Annotated in this window: 17 protein-coding genes, 1 tRNA gene and 3 pseudogenes; 8 read left to right on the top strand and 13 right to left on the bottom strand. The window is 70.1% G+C overall.

Annotated elements, in window-relative coordinates; translation table 11 throughout:
- The first annotated feature begins 45 nt into the window (after positions 1 to 45).
- From ADK54_RS20850 to ADK54_RS20840, 3 genes are all read left to right on the top strand, one after another.
- Positions 46 to 621, top strand: a complete 576-nt coding sequence (locus ADK54_RS20850; RefSeq protein ID WP_053727176.1) for a TerD family protein — start codon at positions 46 to 48, stop codon at positions 619 to 621.
- Positions 622 to 782: 161 nt separating this feature from the next.
- A complete protein-coding gene (locus tag ADK54_RS20845) occupies positions 783 to 1925 on the top strand; it encodes a DUF475 domain-containing protein (RefSeq protein ID WP_053727175.1) in 1143 nt (380 codons plus the stop codon).
- A gap of 153 nt (positions 1926 to 2078) precedes the next feature.
- Positions 2079 to 2816, top strand: a complete 738-nt coding sequence (locus tag ADK54_RS20840) for a TerD family protein (protein WP_053727174.1) — start codon at positions 2079 to 2081, stop codon at positions 2814 to 2816.
- 30 nt (positions 2817 to 2846) lie between these two features.
- Here ADK54_RS20840 and ADK54_RS20835 read toward each other — a convergent pair whose 3' ends face one another.
- Positions 2847 to 3653 carry a TerD family protein gene (locus tag ADK54_RS20835; protein ID WP_398871409.1) on the bottom strand — a complete coding sequence of 269 codons (807 nt, stop codon included), beginning with the start codon at positions 3651 to 3653 and terminating at the stop codon, positions 2847 to 2849.
- Between the two features lie 199 nt (positions 3654 to 3852).
- Between ADK54_RS20835 and ADK54_RS20830 the strand changes: the two genes are divergently transcribed.
- The 4 genes from ADK54_RS20830 to ADK54_RS20815 all read left to right on the top strand — a co-directional run bounded on the left by ADK54_RS20830 (position 3853) and on the right by ADK54_RS20815 (position 9018).
- Complete coding sequence (locus ADK54_RS20830; protein WP_053727172.1) at positions 3853 to 5016, top strand: HpcH/HpaI aldolase/citrate lyase family protein; 1164 nt, start codon at positions 3853 to 3855, stop codon at positions 5014 to 5016.
- Between the two features lie 81 nt (positions 5017 to 5097).
- Positions 5098 to 7542 (top strand): phosphoribosyltransferase, encoded by a 2445-nt coding sequence (locus ADK54_RS20825; RefSeq protein ID WP_053727171.1) that lies wholly within the window; start codon positions 5098 to 5100, stop codon positions 7540 to 7542.
- Positions 7539 to 8390, top strand: coding sequence for a hypothetical protein (locus tag ADK54_RS20820; RefSeq protein ID WP_053727170.1), 852 nt, complete (start codon positions 7539 to 7541; stop codon positions 8388 to 8390). The genes ADK54_RS20825 and ADK54_RS20820 overlap by 4 nt, the downstream gene beginning before the upstream one ends.
- Positions 8359 to 9018, top strand: coding sequence for an O-methyltransferase (locus ADK54_RS20815; protein WP_053727169.1), 660 nt, complete (start codon positions 8359 to 8361; stop codon positions 9016 to 9018). The genes ADK54_RS20820 and ADK54_RS20815 overlap by 32 nt, the downstream gene beginning before the upstream one ends.
- Positions 9019 to 9024: 6 nt before the next feature.
- Here the strand turns inward: ADK54_RS20815 and ADK54_RS43640 are convergent, their stop codons facing one another.
- The 6 genes and pseudogenes from ADK54_RS43640 to ADK54_RS20790 all read right to left on the bottom strand — a co-directional run bounded on the left by ADK54_RS43640 (position 9025) and on the right by ADK54_RS20790 (position 13884).
- Entirely contained in the window at positions 9025 to 9237 is a 213-nt protein-coding gene (locus tag ADK54_RS43640; protein ID WP_078966506.1) for an FmdB family zinc ribbon protein, read from the bottom strand.
- Between the two features lie 218 nt (positions 9238 to 9455).
- Positions 9456 to 9968, bottom strand: a pseudogene (locus ADK54_RS47635) (PfkB family carbohydrate kinase); the annotation flags it as partial.
- An 84-nt stretch (positions 9969 to 10052) separates the two neighbouring features.
- Positions 10053 to 10739, bottom strand: coding sequence for an FCD domain-containing protein (locus tag ADK54_RS20805; RefSeq protein ID WP_053727195.1), 687 nt, complete (start codon positions 10737 to 10739; stop codon positions 10053 to 10055).
- A gap of 164 nt (positions 10740 to 10903) precedes the next feature.
- On the bottom strand, positions 10904 to 11419 hold the full coding sequence (locus tag ADK54_RS20800; protein ID WP_053727168.1) for a DUF4383 domain-containing protein: 516 nt from the start codon (positions 11417 to 11419) through the stop codon (positions 10904 to 10906).
- Positions 11420 to 11553: 134 nt separating this feature from the next.
- Entirely contained in the window at positions 11554 to 12915 is a 1362-nt protein-coding gene (locus tag ADK54_RS20795) for a hypothetical protein (RefSeq protein WP_053727167.1), read from the bottom strand.
- Positions 12916 to 13125: 210 nt separating this feature from the next.
- A complete protein-coding gene (locus ADK54_RS20790) occupies positions 13126 to 13884 on the bottom strand; it encodes a DUF4097 family beta strand repeat-containing protein (RefSeq protein WP_053727166.1) in 759 nt (252 codons plus the stop codon).
- 167 nt (positions 13885 to 14051) lie between these two features.
- On the opposite strand from ADK54_RS20790, the gene ADK54_RS20785 reads away from it, so the two are divergent.
- A tRNA-Val gene (locus tag ADK54_RS20785) sits at positions 14052 to 14126 on the top strand.
- A 249-nt stretch (positions 14127 to 14375) separates the two neighbouring features.
- Here ADK54_RS20785 and ADK54_RS20780 read toward each other — a convergent pair.
- The 6 genes and pseudogenes from ADK54_RS20780 to ADK54_RS48575 all read right to left on the bottom strand — a co-directional run.
- Entirely contained in the window at positions 14376 to 14789 is a 414-nt protein-coding gene (locus ADK54_RS20780; protein WP_053727165.1) for a VOC family protein, read from the bottom strand.
- 38 nt (positions 14790 to 14827) lie between these two features.
- A pseudogene (locus tag ADK54_RS20775) lies at positions 14828 to 15028 on the bottom strand (dihydrofolate reductase); the annotation flags it as partial.
- A gap of 1080 nt (positions 15029 to 16108) precedes the next feature.
- Positions 16109 to 16633 carry a hypothetical protein gene (locus ADK54_RS20765; RefSeq protein WP_053727162.1) on the bottom strand — a complete coding sequence of 175 codons (525 nt, stop codon included), beginning with the start codon at positions 16631 to 16633 and terminating at the stop codon, positions 16109 to 16111.
- A gap of 133 nt (positions 16634 to 16766) precedes the next feature.
- On the bottom strand, positions 16767 to 17609 hold the full coding sequence (locus ADK54_RS20760; protein ID WP_053727161.1) for a helix-turn-helix domain-containing protein: 843 nt from the start codon (positions 17607 to 17609) through the stop codon (positions 16767 to 16769).
- Complete coding sequence (locus ADK54_RS48580; RefSeq protein WP_324610187.1) at positions 17606 to 17920, bottom strand: DUF6879 family protein; 315 nt, start codon at positions 17918 to 17920, stop codon at positions 17606 to 17608. The genes ADK54_RS20760 and ADK54_RS48580 overlap by 4 nt, the downstream gene beginning before the upstream one ends.
- 61 nt (positions 17921 to 17981) lie before the next feature.
- Positions 17982 to 18332 (bottom strand): annotated as a pseudogene (locus tag ADK54_RS48575) (DUF6879 family protein); the annotation flags it as partial.
- Between the last annotated feature and the right edge of the window lie 88 nt (positions 18333 to 18420).

Below are 18420 nucleotides of genomic sequence, written 5' to 3'. Positions count from 1 at the left end.
CGGACGCGCTCACCACCTGTTCCACTTCTCGGGGAGGACACGAACATGGGCGTCACGCTCGCCAAGGGAGGCAATGTCTCCCTCTCCAAGGCCGCACCGAACCTCACCCAGGTGCTCGTCGGTCTCGGCTGGGACGCGCGCTCCACCACCGGAGCCGACTTCGACCTCGACGCCAGCGCCCTGCTGTGCGCGAACGGGCGGGTGCTCGGCGACGAGTACTTCGTCTTCTACAACAACCTCAAGAGCCCCGAGGGCTCGGTCGAGCACACCGGCGACAACCTGACCGGTGAGGGCGAGGGCGACGACGAGTCGCTCATCGTCGACCTGACGAAGGTGCCCGCCGCCTGCGACAAGATCGTCTTCCCGGTCTCGATCCACGACGCGGACAACCGCGGCCAGACCTTCGGGCAGGTCGCCAACGCCTTCATCCGCGTCGTCAACCAGGCCGACGGCCAGGAGCTCGCCCGGTACGACCTGAGCGAGGACGCCTCGACGGAGACCGCGATGATCTTCGGCGAGCTGTATCGGTACGGCGGCGAGTGGAAGTTCCGTGCAGTTGGCCAGGGGTACGCATCGGGTCTGCGGGGCATCGCTCTAGACTTCGGGGTCAACGTCTCCTAAAGAGATCGCCCGGTTGCCTTCAAGTCGAGCGCCGTCCGGGGCGGTCCCTGCAAGGGGCCCCGGGGGCCGTCCCCCGGGAGACAGCAGCGTAAAGCCGTGCGCGGTGCGGGGGGAGACCCGCTCTTCGTCGGGTCGGCCCGCTCTACACGATGGGGAAGTCAGTGCTTCTGAAAACCTTCGGCTGGTCGTTCGCGATCACCGCGATCGGCCTGGCCCTGGCCGTGCTGTACGACGGGTGGACGGCCTTCGGGGTCGTGGCCATCCTGGCGGTTCTGGAGATCTCGCTGTCCTTCGACAACGCGGTGGTCAACGCCGGAATCCTGAAGAAGATGAACGCCTTCTGGCAGAAGATCTTCCTCACGGTCGGCGTCCTCATCGCCGTCTTCGGCATGCGCCTGCTCTTCCCCGTCGTCATCGTCGCGATCAGCGCCAAGATCGGCCCGGTCGACGCGGTCGACCTGGCGCTGAACGACGCCGACCGCTACCAGCAGCTGGTGACCGACGCGCACCCGTCGATCGCCGCCTTCGGTGGCATGTTCCTGCTGATGATCTTCCTCGACTTCATTTTCGAGGACCGCGACATCAAGTGGCTCGCCTGGCTGGAGCGCCCGCTGGCCAAGCTCGGCAAGATCGACATGCTGTCGGTCTGCATCGCCATGATCGTCCTGCTCGTCGCCTCCATGACGTTCGCCACCCACGCCCACCAGCACGGCGGCGCGCACGTCGACAAGGCGCAGACCGTGCTGGTCTCCGGCATCGCCGGCCTCATCACGTACCTCGTGGTCGGCGGCCTCTCCGGCTACTTCGAGAACCGTCTCGAAGAGGACGAGGAGCGTGAGCACGAGGCGGAGGAAGAGGCCGAGCGCACCGGCAGCAAGGTTTCTGCGGTCGTCATGGCCGGCAAGGCCGCGTTCTTCATGTTCCTCTACCTTGAGGTCCTGGACGCGTCGTTCTCCTTCGACGGCGTCATCGGCGCCTTCGCCATCACCAACGACATCGTCCTGATGGCGCTCGGCCTCGGCATCGGCGCGATGTACGTGCGGTCGCTGACCGTCTACCTGGTCCGCCAGGGCACCCTCGACGACTACGTCTACCTGGAGCACGGCGCGCACTACGCGATCGGTGCCCTTGCCGTGATCCTCCTGGTCACCATCCAGTACGAGATCAACGAGGTCATCACCGGCCTCGTCGGCGTGATCCTGATCGCCTGGTCCTTCTGGTCCTCCGTGCGCCGCAACCGGCGCCTCGCGGCGGACGGCGGCGAGGATTCCACCGAACCGGCCGAAGTCGGCTCCGGGGTGTGACCCCGGTGCTTCCGGAGAGCACGCCCTCGGGCGTGTGATCCGCCTTGGATTGAGGAACGCTCTCTGCGGGGCGGTCACGAGGCCTCGGCCTCGCCGGCCGCCCCGCAGAGCTTTGTGTGCGGGGACAGTTCACGGACCTATGGGGTGGGGGCAATGGCGTTCTGGGACGGTGTGTGGCGGGGCAGGGCCTCACAGTTCGACTCGGGCAGCGCGGCGACCAACACGATCGAGCTGACCCGACGGCACAACACGGTCTCGCTCGGGAAGCAGGGCGCCAACACCGGCAGCCTGCGGGTCAACCTGTCCTGGCGGATGCGCACCTCGGACTTCGGGGGCAAGCCCGACCAGAGCGGGCAGCTGCTGCGCCACCCGCTGAAGTTCTTCAAGCCGGAGATGGTCCAGGGCCACACCCAGTCCATGGTCAACGTCGACCTCGACCTGGGCTGCCTGTACGAGCTCCAGGACGGCACCAAGGGCGTCGTCCAGCCGCTGGGCAACTTCTTCGGCGCCACCAACAAGGCGCCCTTCGTGGAATGCAGCGGCGACGACCGCTTCGGCTCGGCGTCCGGCGAGACGATCTTCGTCAACCTGGACCACCGCGACGAGATAAAGCGCCTTCTCGTCTTCGTCTACATCTACGACCAGACCCCGGCCTTCGACCGCACCCACGCCAAGGTGACGCTCTACCCGAGCAACGGGCCGCGCATCGAGATCGAGCTCGACGAGCGCGCCCCCGAGGCCCGCTCCTGCGCCGTGGTCTCCATCGAGAACATCAAGGGCGACATGGTGGTGCGGCGCGAGGTGAAGTTCGTGTACGGCTTCCAGGCCGAGCTGGACCGCCTGTACGGCTGGGGCCTGCAATGGGGCCGCGGCTACAAGACCAAGGCCTGAGCCGCCGCCGTCCGTGTTCCGCCGGGCGGTCTACTGGCGGATGAACTGCGGCCCCATGGGCGGCAGTACGAACGTGGGGTCGGGCGCGGGCGCCGCGGGCTGGGGGTAGCCGTAGGCGGGCTGCGGCGAGGCCGGCTGCGGATATCCGTAGGACGGCTGCGCGGGGGGCGGCTGGGCGGGAGGCGCGGGATGCGGATAGCCGTAGGAGGGCGCGGCCGCGTGCTGCGGCAGCGGCTGGGGCACGGACGGCGCACTGGGCGCACTCCGCGCGCTGTCGGTGCCCTCGCCGTCGTCCACGGAGATGCCGTACTCGGTGGCGAGGCCGACCAGGCCGGTCGGGTAACCCTGGCCCACCGCGCGGAACTTCCAGCCGTCGCCGCGGCGGTACAGCTCGCCGCAGATGATCGCCGTCTCCTCGCCGGTCTCCGGCTTCACGTCGAACAGGGCGACCGGTTCGGCCCCCGAGACCGCCGCGTCGAACAGCAGGATCCGCAGATCGCGGACGGCACGGAAGGTCGCGCCGTCCGACGAGGCGGTGATCAGCACCCGGTCCACGGAGCGGTCGAGGGCGGCCAGATCGGCCTCGACGGTGTCGGTGAGGCCTTCCGCGACACGCTTCTTGGGGAGCCGGCGCACCAGGCCCGAGGGGTGGCGCGGCTGGTTGTAGAAGACGAAGTCCTCATCCGAGCGCACCCGGCCGTCGGCGGCGAGCAGCAGCGCCGAGGCGTCCACGTCCGGGACGTCGGCGCCGGGCGACCAGCGGAGCACGGCCCGTACGGCCGGGGCCTCCAGCGGGACGTTCGATCCCTTCAGCATCGCGTGCGTCATGCCCGTCATCCTGCCTTCCCGCAGGGCCCGTGGACAACGCGGGGCCCGGCCGGGTACGTCCCGCGACGTACTCGCGGAGTGTGCACGGGCCGAATGATGCAGACGAGTTACCTGGATTTCACGCACTTGGGGAACTCTTGACACGTGTTCCTACGTACTATTACCGGCCACCCAAATTCTCGGCCGTCCGGCAGTACGGGGGATGTATATGCGGCATTTCGGGCACGTCCCGCCGGCTGCGCGGAAGAACCTCTTCCATCGGGAGCCCTGTGAGTTCACCGCGGGCTCGTCCGCGCGCGTGCTGTCGGCCGCCCTCGGCGCCACCCTGTACAGCCCGGCGACCCGGCCCGCCCTCGCCGACGACGTCCTGAAACAGGCCGGCCGAGGTGTCGTGTCCATGGTGCTGTGCCTGGAGGACTCGATCGACGACGCCGAGGTGGCGGCCGCCGAAGCCAATCTGGTCCGCCAGTTCGCCGATCTCGACGCCCGCGGCGAGGAGGTCCCGCTGCTCTTCGTGCGGGTCCGCGAGCCCCTCCAGATTCCCGACCTGGTGCACCGCCTCGGCGACTCCGCGCGCCTGCTCTGCGGCTTCGTCCTGCCGAAGTTCACCGAGGAGCGCGGCATCGACTTCCTGGAGGCGCTCACCGCCGCCGAGTCCGCGAGCGGCCGCCGCCTCTTCGCCATGCCCGTCCTCGAATCGCCCCAACTGCTCCACCTGGAGACGCGGGCCGAGACCCTGGCCGGAATCGCGCGCACGGTGGAGAAGTACCGCGAGCGCGTCCTCGCCCTGCGCCTCGGCGTCACCGACTTCTGCTCCACCTACGGACTGCGCCGCTCGCCCGACATGACGGCGTACGACGTGCAGATCGTGGCCGGAGTCATCGGGGACGTGGTGAACGTGCTCGGCCGGGCCGACGGCAGCGGCTTCACCATCACCGGCCCGGTGTGGGAGTACTTCCGGGTTCAGGAGCGGATGTTCAAGCCCCAGCTGCGCCGCAGCCCCTTCCTGGAAGGCCGCGCCGAGGAACTGCGCACCGCGCTGATCGAGCACGACCTGGACGGGCTGCTCCGCGAGATCGAGCTCGACCGGGCCAACGGCTTGCTCGGCAAGACCTGCATCCACCCCTCGCACGTGGTGCCCGTGCACGCCCTGTCGGTGGTCAGCCACGAGGAGTTCAGCGACGCCCAGGACATCCTGCGGCCCGAGCGGGGCGGCGGCGGGGTGCTGCGCTCGGCGTACACGAACAAGATGAACGAGGTGAAGCCGCACCGGGCCTGGGCCGAGCGCACCCTGCTGCGGGCCGAGGTGTTCGGCGTCGCCGCCGAGGACGTCGGCTTCGTGGACCTGCTCACGGCCGGCCTGGCCGGCTGAGGTACGAACCACCGGCACGAACGACGACTACGAACGACGAGTACGGACGATCAGTGCGAACGAACAGAGGGACACAGCAACGTGGTTGAGTGGTCGGGAACGTGGGTCGCGAAGCGGCTGGGAGTCGAGCTCGTCGGGGACGAGGACCTCAGTGGCCTGCTCGGGCTCGCCCTGCGCCGCAACCCGAAGCGCGCCCATCTCCTCGTCTCGAACGTGCTGGGCAAGCACGTGCCGCAGAGCCCCTCGGTCGTGTGGCGCGCCGGATACGAACTCGGCCTGTGCGTACGGGAGTTGCTCGGCGCGCGGGCGGCCGCGCGCGCCGTGGTGCTCGGGTACGCCGAGACCGCGACGGGCCTCGGCCACTCGGTCGCCGACGGCCTCGCGCTCGCCCCGTGCCTGCACTCCACCCGCCGCCCGGTCGACGGCGTGGCGGCGGCGGGCGGTTTCGAGGAGTCCCACTCCCACGCCACCTCCCACCTGCTGCTGCCCGAGGACCCCCAACTCCTGTCAGGGCAGGGCCCCTTGGTCCTGGTCGACGACGAGTTCTCGACCGGCAACACGGTCCTCAACACCATCCGCGACCTGCACGCCCGTTATCCGCGCGACCACTACGTGATCGTCGCGCTGGTCGACATGCGCTCCCCGGAGGACCGCGACCGCCTCACCGCTTTCGCGACGGAGATCGGCGCCCGCGTCGACCTGATCGCCTCGGCGTCGGGCACGGTACGGCTGCCGGACGGGGTCCTTGAGAAGGGGCGGGCGCTGGTCGAGGAGTTCGAGGCGGCGAGGTCCGAGTCGCCGCTCCACAGCAGCGGTGCTCACGGGGGGACGGCTTACGCACACCGCGTCGACCTCCCCTGGCCCGCGGGCCTTCCCGACGGCGGGCGGCACGGCTTCACCCCGGCCCACCGGGCCGAGCTGGAAGCGGCCCTGCCGGAGATGGCGGCCCGGCTGGCCGACGCGGTGGGCGCCACCGCCCCCGGCAGGCCCCGCGTACTCGTCCTCGGCTTCGAGGAGTTGATGTACGCGCCGCTCCGCCTCGCCGTCGCCCTCGAAGAGCTCGGCGGCGCCGAGGTGCGCTACTCGACCACCACCCGCTCGCCCGTGCTCGCCGTGGACGACCCCGGGTACGCGATCCGCACCCGCCTCGCCTTCCCCGCGCACGACGACCCGGCCGACGGGCCCGGCGAGCGGTACGCGTACAACGTCGCGGGCAACGGCTTCGACGCGGTCATAGCCGTCGTCGACTCGGCCGCCGACACCCCCCAACTGCACGCCCCCGACGGACTGTTGGCCCAGCTCGCCGCCCACATACCGCACGTCGTGCTCGCCGTGCTGCCCTCGTACGTACCCGAAGGTGCCCCCATGCCCGAGCCGCTGCCCGAACCCCTCAGGGGACCCGCCTTCTCCTCCTACGCGCCCGACGAGGTCGGCTGGCTGCTCAAGGACCTCTCCGGCGTCGAGCTCGAAGCCCCCACCGAGGAGCGTGAGGAGGCCATCCAGAGCGGCGGGGCGCACTACGCGGAGTCGCTGCCGGTCGAGTACCAGCCGAGCCCGCAGTACCAGGAGCTGTTCCGCGCCGCGCTCGACACCTCGGCCGCTCGGATCGCGCAGGCCGTCGGCGTGGTCACCGAGACCGTCCTCGCCGAGAGGTCGCCGCGCCCGGTGCTGGTCTCGCTGGCCCGCGCCGGAACGCCCGTCGGCGTCCTGATGCGCCGCTGGGCCAAGCACCGCCACGGCCTCGACCTGCCGCACTACGCGGTGTCCATCGTGCGCGGCCGGGGCATCGACCCGAACGCGCTGCGCTGGCTCGCCGCCCACCACGACCCCGCCGACGTCGTGTTCGTCGACGGTTGGACGGGCAAGGGCGCCATCACCCGTGAACTGGCCGCAGCCGTACGGGAGTTCCCCGAGTTCGCGGGCTTCGACCCGGAGATCGCGGTGCTCGCCGACCCCGGGTCCTGTGTGCGGACGTACGGCACCCGCGAGGACTTCCTGATCCCGTCGGCCTGCCTCAACTCGACCGTGTCCGGGCTGATTTCGCGCACCGTCCTTCGCCAGGACCTCATCGGTCCCGGCGACTTCCACGGCGCCAAGTTCTACCGCGACCTTGCCGGAGCCGACGTCTCGGGCGACTTCCTCGACGCCGTCGCCGCCCGCTTCGACGAGGTCGCATCCGACGTGGACCGCGAGGCCAAGGCCCTGCGGGACGCGGACCGCACGCCGAGCTGGGAGGGCTGGGCGGCCGTCGAGCGGATCAGCGAGGAGTACGGCATCCAGGACGTCAACCTGGTCAAGCCCGGCGTCGGCGAGACCACCCGGGTGCTCCTTCGCCGGGTCCCGTGGAAGATCCTCGCCGGGCGGGGCGCCGGGGCCGACCTCGACCATGTGAGGCTGCTCGCCGAACAGCGCGGCGTGCCGGTCGAGGAGGTGGACGGCCTGCCGTACAGCTGCGTCGGCCTGATCCACCCGCAGTACACCCGGGGCGCCACCGGCGCCGACGGCAAGGCGGTGGCGGCCAAGTGAGCACCATCCTGGTCGCCAGCGACCTCGATCGCACCCTGATCTACTCGGCCGCGGCCCTCGCCCTCACCATGCCCGACCATCGCGCCCCCCGGCTGCTCTGCGTCGAGGTGCACGAGCACAAGCCCCTCTCTTACGTCACCGAAAACGCGGCCCTGCTGCTCGCCGAGCTGAAGTCGGCCGCCGTGTTCGTGCCCACCACCACCCGCACCCGCAAGCAGTACCAGCGCATCCGACTCCCGGGCCCCGCCTCGGAGTTCGCGATCTGCGCCAACGGCGGGCACCTGCTCGTGAACGGCGTGTCCGACCCGGACTGGGCGGGTGAGGTGACCGGCCGCATCGCCGCCGAGTGCGTCCCCCTCGACGAGGTGCGGGCCCACTTGAGGGCCGTCGCCGACCCGCGGTGGCTCCGCAAGGAGCGGATCGCCGAGGACCTCTTCGCGTACCTCGTCGTCGAGCGGGAGCTGCTGCCCGAGGAGTGGGTCAAGGAGCTCGCCGCCTGGGCCGAGCCGCGCGGCTGGACGGTCTCGCTCCAGGGCCGCAAGATCTACGCCGTGCCGAAGCCGCTCACCAAGAGCGCGGCGGTCCGGGAGGTCGCCCGCCGCACCGGAGCCGAACTCACCCTGGCTGCCGGGGACTCGCTCCTCGACGCCGACCTCCTGCTCGCCGCCGACCGGGGCTGGCGCCCGGGCCACGGCGAACTCGCAGAGGCCGGCTGGCAGGGCCCGCGCACCGAGGCCCTGGCCGAGTGCGGCGTCCTTGCGGGCGAGGAGATCCTGCGCCGCTTCCTCGATGCCCGGGATTGGGTACGGTCGCCGCATGACCAAGGGAAACAGCACCAAAATCACTGACGAGTTGTACGCGTACATGCTGGCCCACAACCCGCCGCTCGACGCGGTGCAGCAGGGCCTGGTGAAGACGACGTACGAGCGCCTCCCGGACTTCGCGGGCATGCAGTCGGCCGAGGAGCAGGGCCCGCTCCTCGCCTTCCTGGTACGTCTGGTGAACGCCCGCCATGTCGTCGAGGTGGGCACCTTCACCGGGTTCTCGGCGCTGGCCATGGCGCAGGCACTGCCGGCCGACGGAAAGCTGATCGCCTGCGACGTCTCCGAGGAGTGGACGGCGTACGGCAAGGAGGCCTGGGCGAAGGCGGGCGTCGCCGACCGCATCGAACTGCGGATCGCGCCCGCCCTCGACACCCTGCGAGCGATGCCGGCCGAGCCGCACATCGACTTCGCGTATCTGGACGCGGACAAGGGCAACTATGTCGCGTACTGGGAGGAATTGGTGCCGCGGCTCCGGCCCGGCGGGGTCATCGCCACGGACAACGTGCTGTTCCACGGGCGGGTGCTGGACCCGGAGGCGACGGGGGCGGCCGCCGCGATCCGGGCGTTCAACGAGCACGTCGCGGCGGACGAGCGGATGGACAGCGTGATGCTGACCGTCGCGGACGGTCTGACGCTGTCCCGCAAGATCTAGCCGGGCTCAGCCGCAGCAGCCGCCCCCGCAGCACCCGCCGCCACCGGCGGACGGGGCCGCGGCCGACTTGGCGGAGCCTCCCACGGCCACCGTGGAGAGCAGCTTCACCGTGTCGGCGTGGCCCGCCGGGCAGGTTGCCGGGGCGGAGGACTCGGCCATCGGGCGGCTGAGCTCGAACGTGTCGTCGCAGGGGCGGCAGCGGTATTCATAGCGAGGCATGGCCCCAGCGTATGCGGTACCTGGGGCCGGAGGCCCGTCCGCCTCCGGCCCCAGGGGCGCCCCTCCGGGCCGGGCCACCGCCGCGGCCCGACCCGGAGGGGCCCCAAAGGCGCCTCAGCGCATCCCCGCGCCGAGCGGGGCCAGTTCCGCCCGGGTCGGGGCGCCCTCAGGCAGAGCGCGAGCTCGTCGTCCGAGGCGATGAGAACGTCCGCCTTCGGCGCCCACTCCCGCATCACCTCCGCAGTCTCACCCGAACTCCACAGCTGGGAGCGGTAGTTGACGTCCAGGCAGACCAACATCGAGTGTTCGGCGGCCAGTTGGAGCGCGAGGCACGCGGCCGAGCGGGCGGTGCGGCTGAGCGCCGGGGTGATCCCGGTCAGGTGCAGCACCTTGGGCCGGGCGGCAGAGAAGGCCTCGGCGACCGCGCACGCGGTGATGCGGGAGCCTGCCGAGCCAGCCCGGTAGTGGTGCACCCGGGTCAGCTCGGGCAGCCTGGGTTCGAAGAGGGCCAGGCCGGTCGCCGCCCCGGAGTCGCGGGAGGCGGCGGAGACGTCGACGCCCTCGGCCCGCAGCGTACGCAGCACGAGTTCGCCCGCCTCGTCGTCGCCGACCGCGCCCACCCAGCGCACCTCGTGCCCGAGCCGGGCCAGGCCGATGGCCACATTGGACTCGGCCCCGGCGATCGAGACGCCCATGGAGCCGCCGAGCCGGAGCGGCCCGCTGCCGCGCAGCGCGATCGCCGTCTCGCCGAAGGTGAAGACGCTCAGGCGCGGCCCGCCTCGCAGTCCATGGGGGTTCCTCTCGGGCTCGTGGGATCAGGGATGGTCGCGCAGGGACAGGTCGAGGAGTTCGAGCACGGCCATGTATGCGCCGTCCACATCGCCATCCCGTACCGAGCGGACGACCGCGGCGTGCGCCGGTACCGGGTCCTCGTGCCCGTCGGCGCGCCCGTGGCGGCCCCGCGCCACGAGCGCGGGCACGATCACCCGGCGCAACTGGATGAAGAACCGGTTGTGCGAGGCGCTCAGGAGCGCGGTGTGGAACGAGGTGTCGGCCCGCACGGCGAGCACCGGATCGCTCCCGGCCGCCCGCATGGCGTCGAGCGCGCCGGCCAGGGCAGCCAGATCCTCTTCCGTACGGTGCTCGGCGGCGAGGGAGGCGGCGGCCGGCTCGATGGCGCGGCGCAGCTCCAGGACGTCGGCGAAGAAGTCGTGCGGCGCCCCCGCGGCCAGCTTCCAGCGCAGGACGTCGCTGTCGAGCAGGTTCCAGTCGGCGCGCGGCCGCACGAACGTGCCCCGCTTCTGGCGCGCGTCGAGCAGCCCCTTGGCGGTGAGCACCTTGACGGCCTCGCGCAGCACGGTCTGGCTCACCCCCAACTCGGCCAGGAGCGCGGGCAGTTCGAGGGTGTCGCCCTCGTCGTACGTACCGTCGAAGATCTTGCGGGCCAGGCTTTCGACGGCGGTCCGATGGACCCCGCGCCCGACGTAGGCGGCCTCGCTCACGTGGCGCGCTCCCTCGCTCGGCCCGACCTTGACGATGGTCAACGTTTACCCTTGGCAGAGTAAAGAGTTCCACAAGTGCTGATTAATTACCAATTAATCGCGCGCCTGACATGACCGCGCCCGGGAGCCTCGGGCATCCCGGGCAGGGCCGCACCGCAATCAGGTCAATGGTCGCCGGCGTGCTCGTGGCGCGCCTTCCAGTACGGGTTGTCGTGCGGCAGGAAGCCGGTGACCCGCCCGTACATCCCGAACACCATCAGGAGCAGCCCGACCACGAAGCTGAACAGCACGTTCTGCATCTTGAAGGCCAGGAAGTTGCGCGAGGTGTCGAGCAGCGCGAGGTTCACGAACCCGCTGATCAGGAACAGGACGCCGAGCACGATGTTGAGCGTCGAGGCGAAGTTGCCGCCCTTGACCATCCCGTACAGGAGCAGCAGACCGACGACGATGGAGATCACGCTCAGCGCGCCGTTGGTGTTGAGCCCGACGACCCGGTCGCCGCCGGTGTCGAAGAACCCGATCTGATGGACAAGTCCGAGGATGCCGAAGACCAGCAGTACGACCCCCATGGCGCCGGCGCCGAAGCGGTAGACGCGGTTGAGGCGGTGGTCGACCGGCAGATGTTCGTTGAGCGAGACCCGGCTGTGATTGAGGCGCTGCGAGATCGTGTGGGTGGCCATGGGGCCCTCCTCATCCCTATCGCTGGGCACGCAGGGCGTACGTACTCCAGCATCCGCCGGGTTATGGCCCGCATCAACTCAGCGGCCGGCCACGACCGGCCCGCACCCGAATCTCGCCCCCGCCGACGGAGCGCTCACGCTCCGTGGCCGAGCTCCTCGCGGATGCGGGACACCACATCCGCCACGGTCCGGCGCACCGCCTCGGTCTCCGTCAGGAAGTGCCAGTAGTCCGGGTGCCTGCCCTCCAGCGTGGCGATCGCCCGGTCAAGGCGGGCCACCGAATCGTCCAGAGGCCTGGCGTGCCGGGGATCGGGGGTGTTGCGGCCGGACATCGCCAGGCGCTGGGCGTCGCGGATCGCGAACCGGGTGCGCTGGATCTCCTGCTGCGGGTCCTTCGCCACGGCGTTGAGCCGCTGGAGCCGGTCGCCGGCGGCGGAGACGGCCTCGTCCGTGGAGTTGAGCAGCGCCCGCACCGTACTGAGACGGGACGTCGCGTCCGCCCAGCGCTGCTCATCGCGCGCCTTGGCCGCCTCCTTGAGCTTCTCCTCCGCCTGCCGCACGGAGACGGCGGCCTGCTCGGGCACCTGCTGGAGGTCCTGCCAGCAGGCGGCGGCGAAGCGGCGGCGCAGCTCGCTGAGCACCGGGTCGACCCCGCCGGCCCGGGTGGTGAGGGCCTGCGCACGGGTCCGCAGAGAAACGAGCCTGCGGTCGATCTCGGCGGCCTTCGCGGGCAGCTGCTCGGCCTCGGCCCGTACCGCCTCGGCGTCGCGCAGCACCCGGTCGGCGCGCTGGAGCGTCTCGGGCACGCCGTGCTGACCGGCACCCTGGTTGAGCTTGGTGAGCTCCGGCCCGAGCGAGGCGAGCCGCGCCGCGAGCTCGTCGGCGCGCAGGCCGGAGGCCCGTACGGCATCCAGCGCGGTACTGGCGCCGAGCAGCGCGTGCCGGGCGCGCTCGACGGCGGGGGCGAGCCGGGCGAGCTGCGTCTCGGCGGTGTCGAGGAGCGGCCGCAGATTCTGCTCGAAGCGGTCGAGTTCGCCCTTCACACGGACGAGTTCGTCCTTGGCGGCGGTCAGTTCGGCCCGCGCCCGCGAGGCGACGGAGGCGTCGAGGTCGTCCCGGTCCAGGTCGTGGGCGTCGACTGCGTTGATGTACTGGTTGGAGACCTCGTCGATGCGGCGCCCGAGGGCCGCGAAGTCGTCGATGGCTCGGCGGGCGCCGGGCGAACTGTCCACGGCCGTGATCGTCTCGATGGAGATCCGCAGGTCGCGCTGGGCGGTGTCGAGTTCGTAGAAGGCGGCCGCCGCGGCGTCCTTGGCCGCCTGGGCATCGGCGCGCAGGCTCTCGCCGCGCCCGCCGAACCAACGGCGCGTCCCGCCTCCGGCGAAGGCGCCGGGCAGCACCGCGGCGCCGAGCACCACGGGGAACGCGATGAGCACCAGCACGTCCCGGACGGTGGCACCCGCTCTGCTGTACGGCCGCGCGTGTGTCGCCGTCACATCCCTCTCCCGTGCTGTGTCGCCCTGCTGGTCCATTCTCCCACCAGGTAAGGACGAACACACGGCCCGGTTAGTTCATGCTTCTCCCTCGGTTCCCTCGCTTCTCACGCCGTCGTGCGCGGACGTGCTCGTCCGGCTCGCGGTCGGCTGTTGTGGACGCCGACCAGGCGGGTGCCGCGCGGGCGGTCGGCGCATCCCGGATGTCGTCGTTCAGGAGTCGTGGACGCCGACCCGGCCGTTGTCGCTGCGCGCGGTGATCACGTGCGTACTGGAATCGGAGCGGCCCACGGTGACATCGACGCGACCGTCGTCGGCGCGGGCGGCGACCTTGTACGTGTTCTTGGGTACGCCCAGATCGACCCGGCCGTCGTTGCTGGTGGCCACCACGCTGTCCGGCACGACCGCGAAGGTGAGCGCCACCCGCCCGTTGTCAGAACTGGCCCGCACGCTCTTGGCCCGGATCCCCTGCCCGTCGATGCGCCCGTCCCGGGAGGTGAGGTCCAGCGGCCCGGAGGAGTCCTTGACGCTGATCCGCCCGTTGTCGGAGGCGATGACCAGCGGGGTGTCGAACCCGCTCGCCTCGACGCGCCCGTCGTCGTTGTGCACGGTGACCGCGACCCCGCGCGGGACCTTCACCTCGTGCCGGGCACCGCAATTCTTGATCATCCCGCTGCACTTCACGCCGAGACTAAGCGTGCTGTTGCTGAGCTCCCAGCTGGCGTCGGGCCCGTTGCCGAAGGCGACCCACCCGTTGACCTGCCGCGAGACCTGGACGTCCTTCACGTCGGCGGGCGCAACGACGAGGGTGGAGTTCCCGGCGTCGATGGTCAGCGCCTTCCCGCCGAAGGCGAAGTCCTTGTGCTCGACGGGCGCGTCCCCCGGGTCCGAACTCCCGCACCCCGAGAGCGCGAAGCAGAGGACCCCGGCCCCGGCGGCGGCGAACAGCGCGGTGCGACAGCGAAATGCCATGGTGATCTTCCCCCGTTACGTGGCGACGGCCGTGCCGCCACGGTACGAACCGGCACCGCCTTCGCGCGCTGGAGCCTGCTACCGAATCGGGGGTGGTGCCAACCCCACCCCCGAGATCGGGTTTGCGGCGGCACCCCGTGAGCCATGTACGCTGTTCCCTCATCCACGGGTGTGTAGCTCAGGGGTAGAGCGCTGCTCTTACAAAGCAGATGTCGGCGGTTCGAAACCGTCCACGCCCACCAGAAGTTTTGCGAAGGCCCCTCGCCGATCTTGGCGGGGGGCCTTCGGCATCCCTCCCTCGTATCACCGAGGCGCGGCCTCGCCCACCCGCCAGAACGGTCGCCGCGCTGTGCCGGGCACCTCCAGTGGGATGGCTGTCTCGAAGACGTGGTCCAGGGCGGTGAGGTAGCCCATGGTGAGCGGGCCGACCCGAGGTGGAGCACGGGGGACGGCGAGGGTGTGAGGCGGTCACTCCACAGACCGTGGCCGCCTCAGGCGAAGTCTGCTGCGGTGATGCCGTCGGGATGTCCGGACGGCCACTCCACCAACTCGATCCGGTACCCGTCCGGGTCCGTGAGCCATGACGTCTTCGGGCCGCGCGGGCCGCCCGGGTACTGGAGGGGTTCGGGCTCCAGGCCGGCTTCGGTCAGCGTCTCCAGGGTCGTGGCGAGCGTTTCCACCTGGATCGCGAGGTGGTCGAAACCGCTGCCCACGTCGACCGGTCCGTCGCCGGGGCGGTGGACCAGTTCGAGCGAGGCCGCCGGTTCGTCGGGGAACTTGAGGATCACGAGGCGAGCCCCGTCGCCGATCTCGACCCTGCCGAGTTCGACGTAGCCCAAGGCGGTGTAGAAACCGAGCGAGCGGTCCAGGTCGGTGACGCGGTAGGAGACGAAGAGCGTCTTCACGCGGCCTCCTCAGGTCGACGCACCCGGTAGCGGAGGTGCGTCCGATGGCCGGAGATCACCGCGCCGGTCGCCAGCGCTTCGCGGTAGACCTGGCCGCTCGGACCGTCGGACTCCCGGTCGTCGAGCCAGTTGAAGAGCCGCCCACCGCCGCATCCGAGCTCCTGCCCTGGCCGATCGTCCGGGCCGGCGATATAGCCGTCGACTGACATCGACATGTACAGCCGAATCGGATTGTGCATCCTGGCCTCCGTCTCTCCTCCATGACACCGGGATCCGGCGATTCCTGATCCGCAGGCGGGGCGGGCTCGTCACAGGGAAGACTTCAGGCAACCGGCAAACTCATCGGCCCGGCGCGCCGACCTGCCGGGTTGAGGGGGCAGGAGTCATGACCCGTGGATCAATTGCGGTCGTTCAGGCCGCGCGGCTCTCGGAGCCTTCGACGAGGTGGCCGCGCTCGAAGCGGGCTCCGGCACGGATCAGGGCGACGAAATGGGCCGCTCTCGGACTGAGCGGCATCGGGAGCGGCCTCGTTGAGACGCGATCGTCCACCATGACTGTGTATCTTGCGCGATCTGGTTCCTGACGGCCTTTGGGGGGCCGGTTGTACAGCAGGGAAGTACAGCAACCGCAACAGTGGAGCTCACGGTCCCAACAGCATTGGGGAGGGCGGGCAGATGACAGACGCCGAGTGCGCAGCATGCAGGTTCATCCAGGGGCATGAGCCGATCCCAGGGGGAACGCTCCTCAGGACGGCAAAGTGGGTCGTCCAGCACTCGAAGGGCCCACTAGGCCTCGGCACGCTGGCGGTCATGCCCATAAGGCACGTTGTTCATGTATCAGACCTGACTGATGGCGAATCCACGGAACTTGGCCCCCTGTTGCAGCGAACAAGTGCAGCGGTGCACGCCACTATGAATCCGGAACAGGTCTACGTCTGCCTGTGGTCTCACGCTGACGCGATTCCTGGCCACCTTCACTTTGTGGTGCAGCCCGCGTGCAGAGACGACATGATCCAGCACAACGCGTACGGGCCGGTACTGCAATTGGCGATGTCCCAGGCCAATCGGGTGCCGAGCGTGGCAGCAGTCGAAGAGGTATGCACGCGTCTCCGGGCCGAGCTTCCGGACCTGCATTGAGGAAGCACGCTGGGTGTCCAACCGCGTGACAACGACGACGGACAGCCATGAAAGACCGTGGATGTCAGCGACCATCAGCGCAGGTGACGGCGCAGCAGCCCGAGGACGGAGAGCCTCCCGCCCGGCGGAGGTTGCGGGCCTCGCGGCACTCGGGGTCACGTACGTACCCGGGGCTCGTACCGGTCATGACTCGTCCCTGCTCGCCAGCGCGTCCGATCCGACCGCGAGCATGCTGGCCAGCCGGATCGGGTCGCAGAGGTCGCCGGGGCGGAGCATGGGCGCTGCCCAGTAGCTCGTCACGAATCGGCTCGGCGCCGTGCTCTCGACGCGGGGCACGCCGACGAAGTGGCCGAGGCCGAGGTAGGTCGCGTACGGGCCGAGGCGGCCGCTCGAAGGCGACGCCGGTACCAGGGCGTAGAAGCGCTGTCCGCGCGGGTCGTGGATCACGGGCCCGTGCAGGACCTCGCGCAGGACGCGGGCCACGGTGGCCGGGACCGTGGTGGCGGTGACGGCGTACACCAGGTCTTCCGCGATGCGTACGGCGGAGAGGCGACGACCCAGGGCGAGGATCGCGATGCCGGTGTCCGCCCACTCCTGGTGGGCGTTGGCCGGGCGGTTGAGGCTGCCCGCCAGCCAGCGGGAAACGGCTTCCCTGTCCGACTTGGACTCGGTGAGGGGAGTTGCTGGTGATGGGCCGGGAACGGTCATGGGGTGCCTCCGTCGTGGGGTGCTCGAAGAGGCGCGGGCGCGCCGTGACCAGCAACGTAGGAAGAACCCCGGGGCGTCGGCTGGGCGATTGCGTGCGATTGCGTACGGCAGGCAGCAGGTTCGCCGCGATTGCTCACATGGTGTTGGGGGACGCTCGGGCTCGCGCGATGATCCTGTGCGCGTGCGGGCCGTACACGGCTGACTCGGCCAGCCAGTCCCACGCTCGTTCGTACAGCTGGATCGAGTCCTCGTCACCGATCCACATCTCTGTGTCGATTGTTTCCACGATGACGAGACGGCGGTCATAGATCCAGAAGCCATGGGCCGGAGTACGCCGCAACTGTGCGCCCAGGGGCACGATCCCAAGCTCGATGGTGTCCAGGCCGATCAGGCTGATGAGCCGGTCCAGCTGCGCGGCATGAACCTCGGCGGAGCACATCCGCACGTACAGGGCTGCCTCCCACACCAGGAACCGAAACCTCTTGCCCGGCTCGTAGAGCGCTTGTTGGCGGCGCATGCGCGTGCGCACCGCGTCGTCAATGTCCTTTGCGATCTGCCGGAATTCGGAGTTGGCCGCAAAGGTGGCCCGGGCGTAGTCCGGCGTCTGGAACAGGCCGGGGATACGCGCGACTTCCAGCCCGCGGATTGTCTTGGTGTCCGCGGTCTCGGCGATGGCGAGTTCCTGCCTGGCGCGGTGCCCTGTCGCCAACTGCCTGCGCCACGAGCGGTACTTCGTCTCGATCCCGGACAACCGACCGGTCAGCTCGCCTGCCAGGTCCGGTCGGCCAACCGCGTGCGCCCAGGAGTTCAGGTCGCTCGTGGTTGGCGTCTGCTTCCCGAGTTCCAGGCGGGACACCTTGGAGCGCTGCCAGCCGAGCCGTTCGGCGATCCCTTTACCGCTCAGGCCTGCCTCGGTGCGCAGTTCGCGCAGTCGCGCACCGAGGGCGTGCCTTGCGCTCTGGAAATCCGTGGTCACATCGTGGAACGTACCCGCCGCTGGAACTCCTCGGTACGTACCGCGTGATGCCAGGCCTTGTCGCGGGCCTGGCAGGCGGCGAGGACTTCGGTGGGGTCTTCGCTGACGATGACGCCCAGGGTGGTGTCCTGGTCGTCGAAGACGAAGCGGACCAGGGTGCGGGAGTCGAAGAGCCAGAAGTCCCAGTCGGGCAGGCCGAGCTTCTCGGCGTCCACCCGGGCTAGGTTGCGGATGTCCTCGCCGGCGAGGACATTGCCGAGACCTGAGGCCAGGAGGTACCGCTGTCCTTCCGTCGGCGGGTCGTCGACCAAGGCGTACTCGCTCGAACCGCTTCCCCTGCTCGGTCTGCTCGCGGACGTTGGTGCGCCAGTCGTCGAACGGCTCGGCGGCGATGTCCTCGCCCGCCTGCCAGCGCTGCCACTTGGCGCCCTTGCGATCGGATGCGTACCCGCGGCGCGTCTCAAGGCGCCATGCCGTGTGCTTGAAGTCCTTGAAGAGGTGGGTCACTTCGGTGAAGGGCACCAGGTCGGCTACTGCCTCCCGCGGGGCATAGCGGGTGAGGAGGTTCCGGGGGACGACGACGAAGGTCTCGGACTCCTTCACGTCGCGCAGCCGCGCCAACTGCTCCGGGTCGGTCACCCGCTCTCCTTGGACCAGGACGTTGTCGGTCCCTTCGACCTCGTACAGCGTGGGGCACTCGCCGTCGTCACTGGTGGTGCCCATGAACCGGAGCGTCATGTTGCTGCCTTCCATCCGGGCTGGTTGGTAAGCCAGGATGCGACGGACCACCCCCGCCCCGCTCAGCGATTGC

The sequence above is a fragment of the Streptomyces sp. WM6378 genome (assembly GCF_001279695.1).
Taxonomy (GTDB): Bacteria; Actinomycetota; Actinomycetes; order Streptomycetales; family Streptomycetaceae; genus Streptomyces.
The sequence above is the reverse complement of the archived record's forward strand: the minus strand, read 5'-3'. Positions and strand labels throughout refer to the sequence as shown.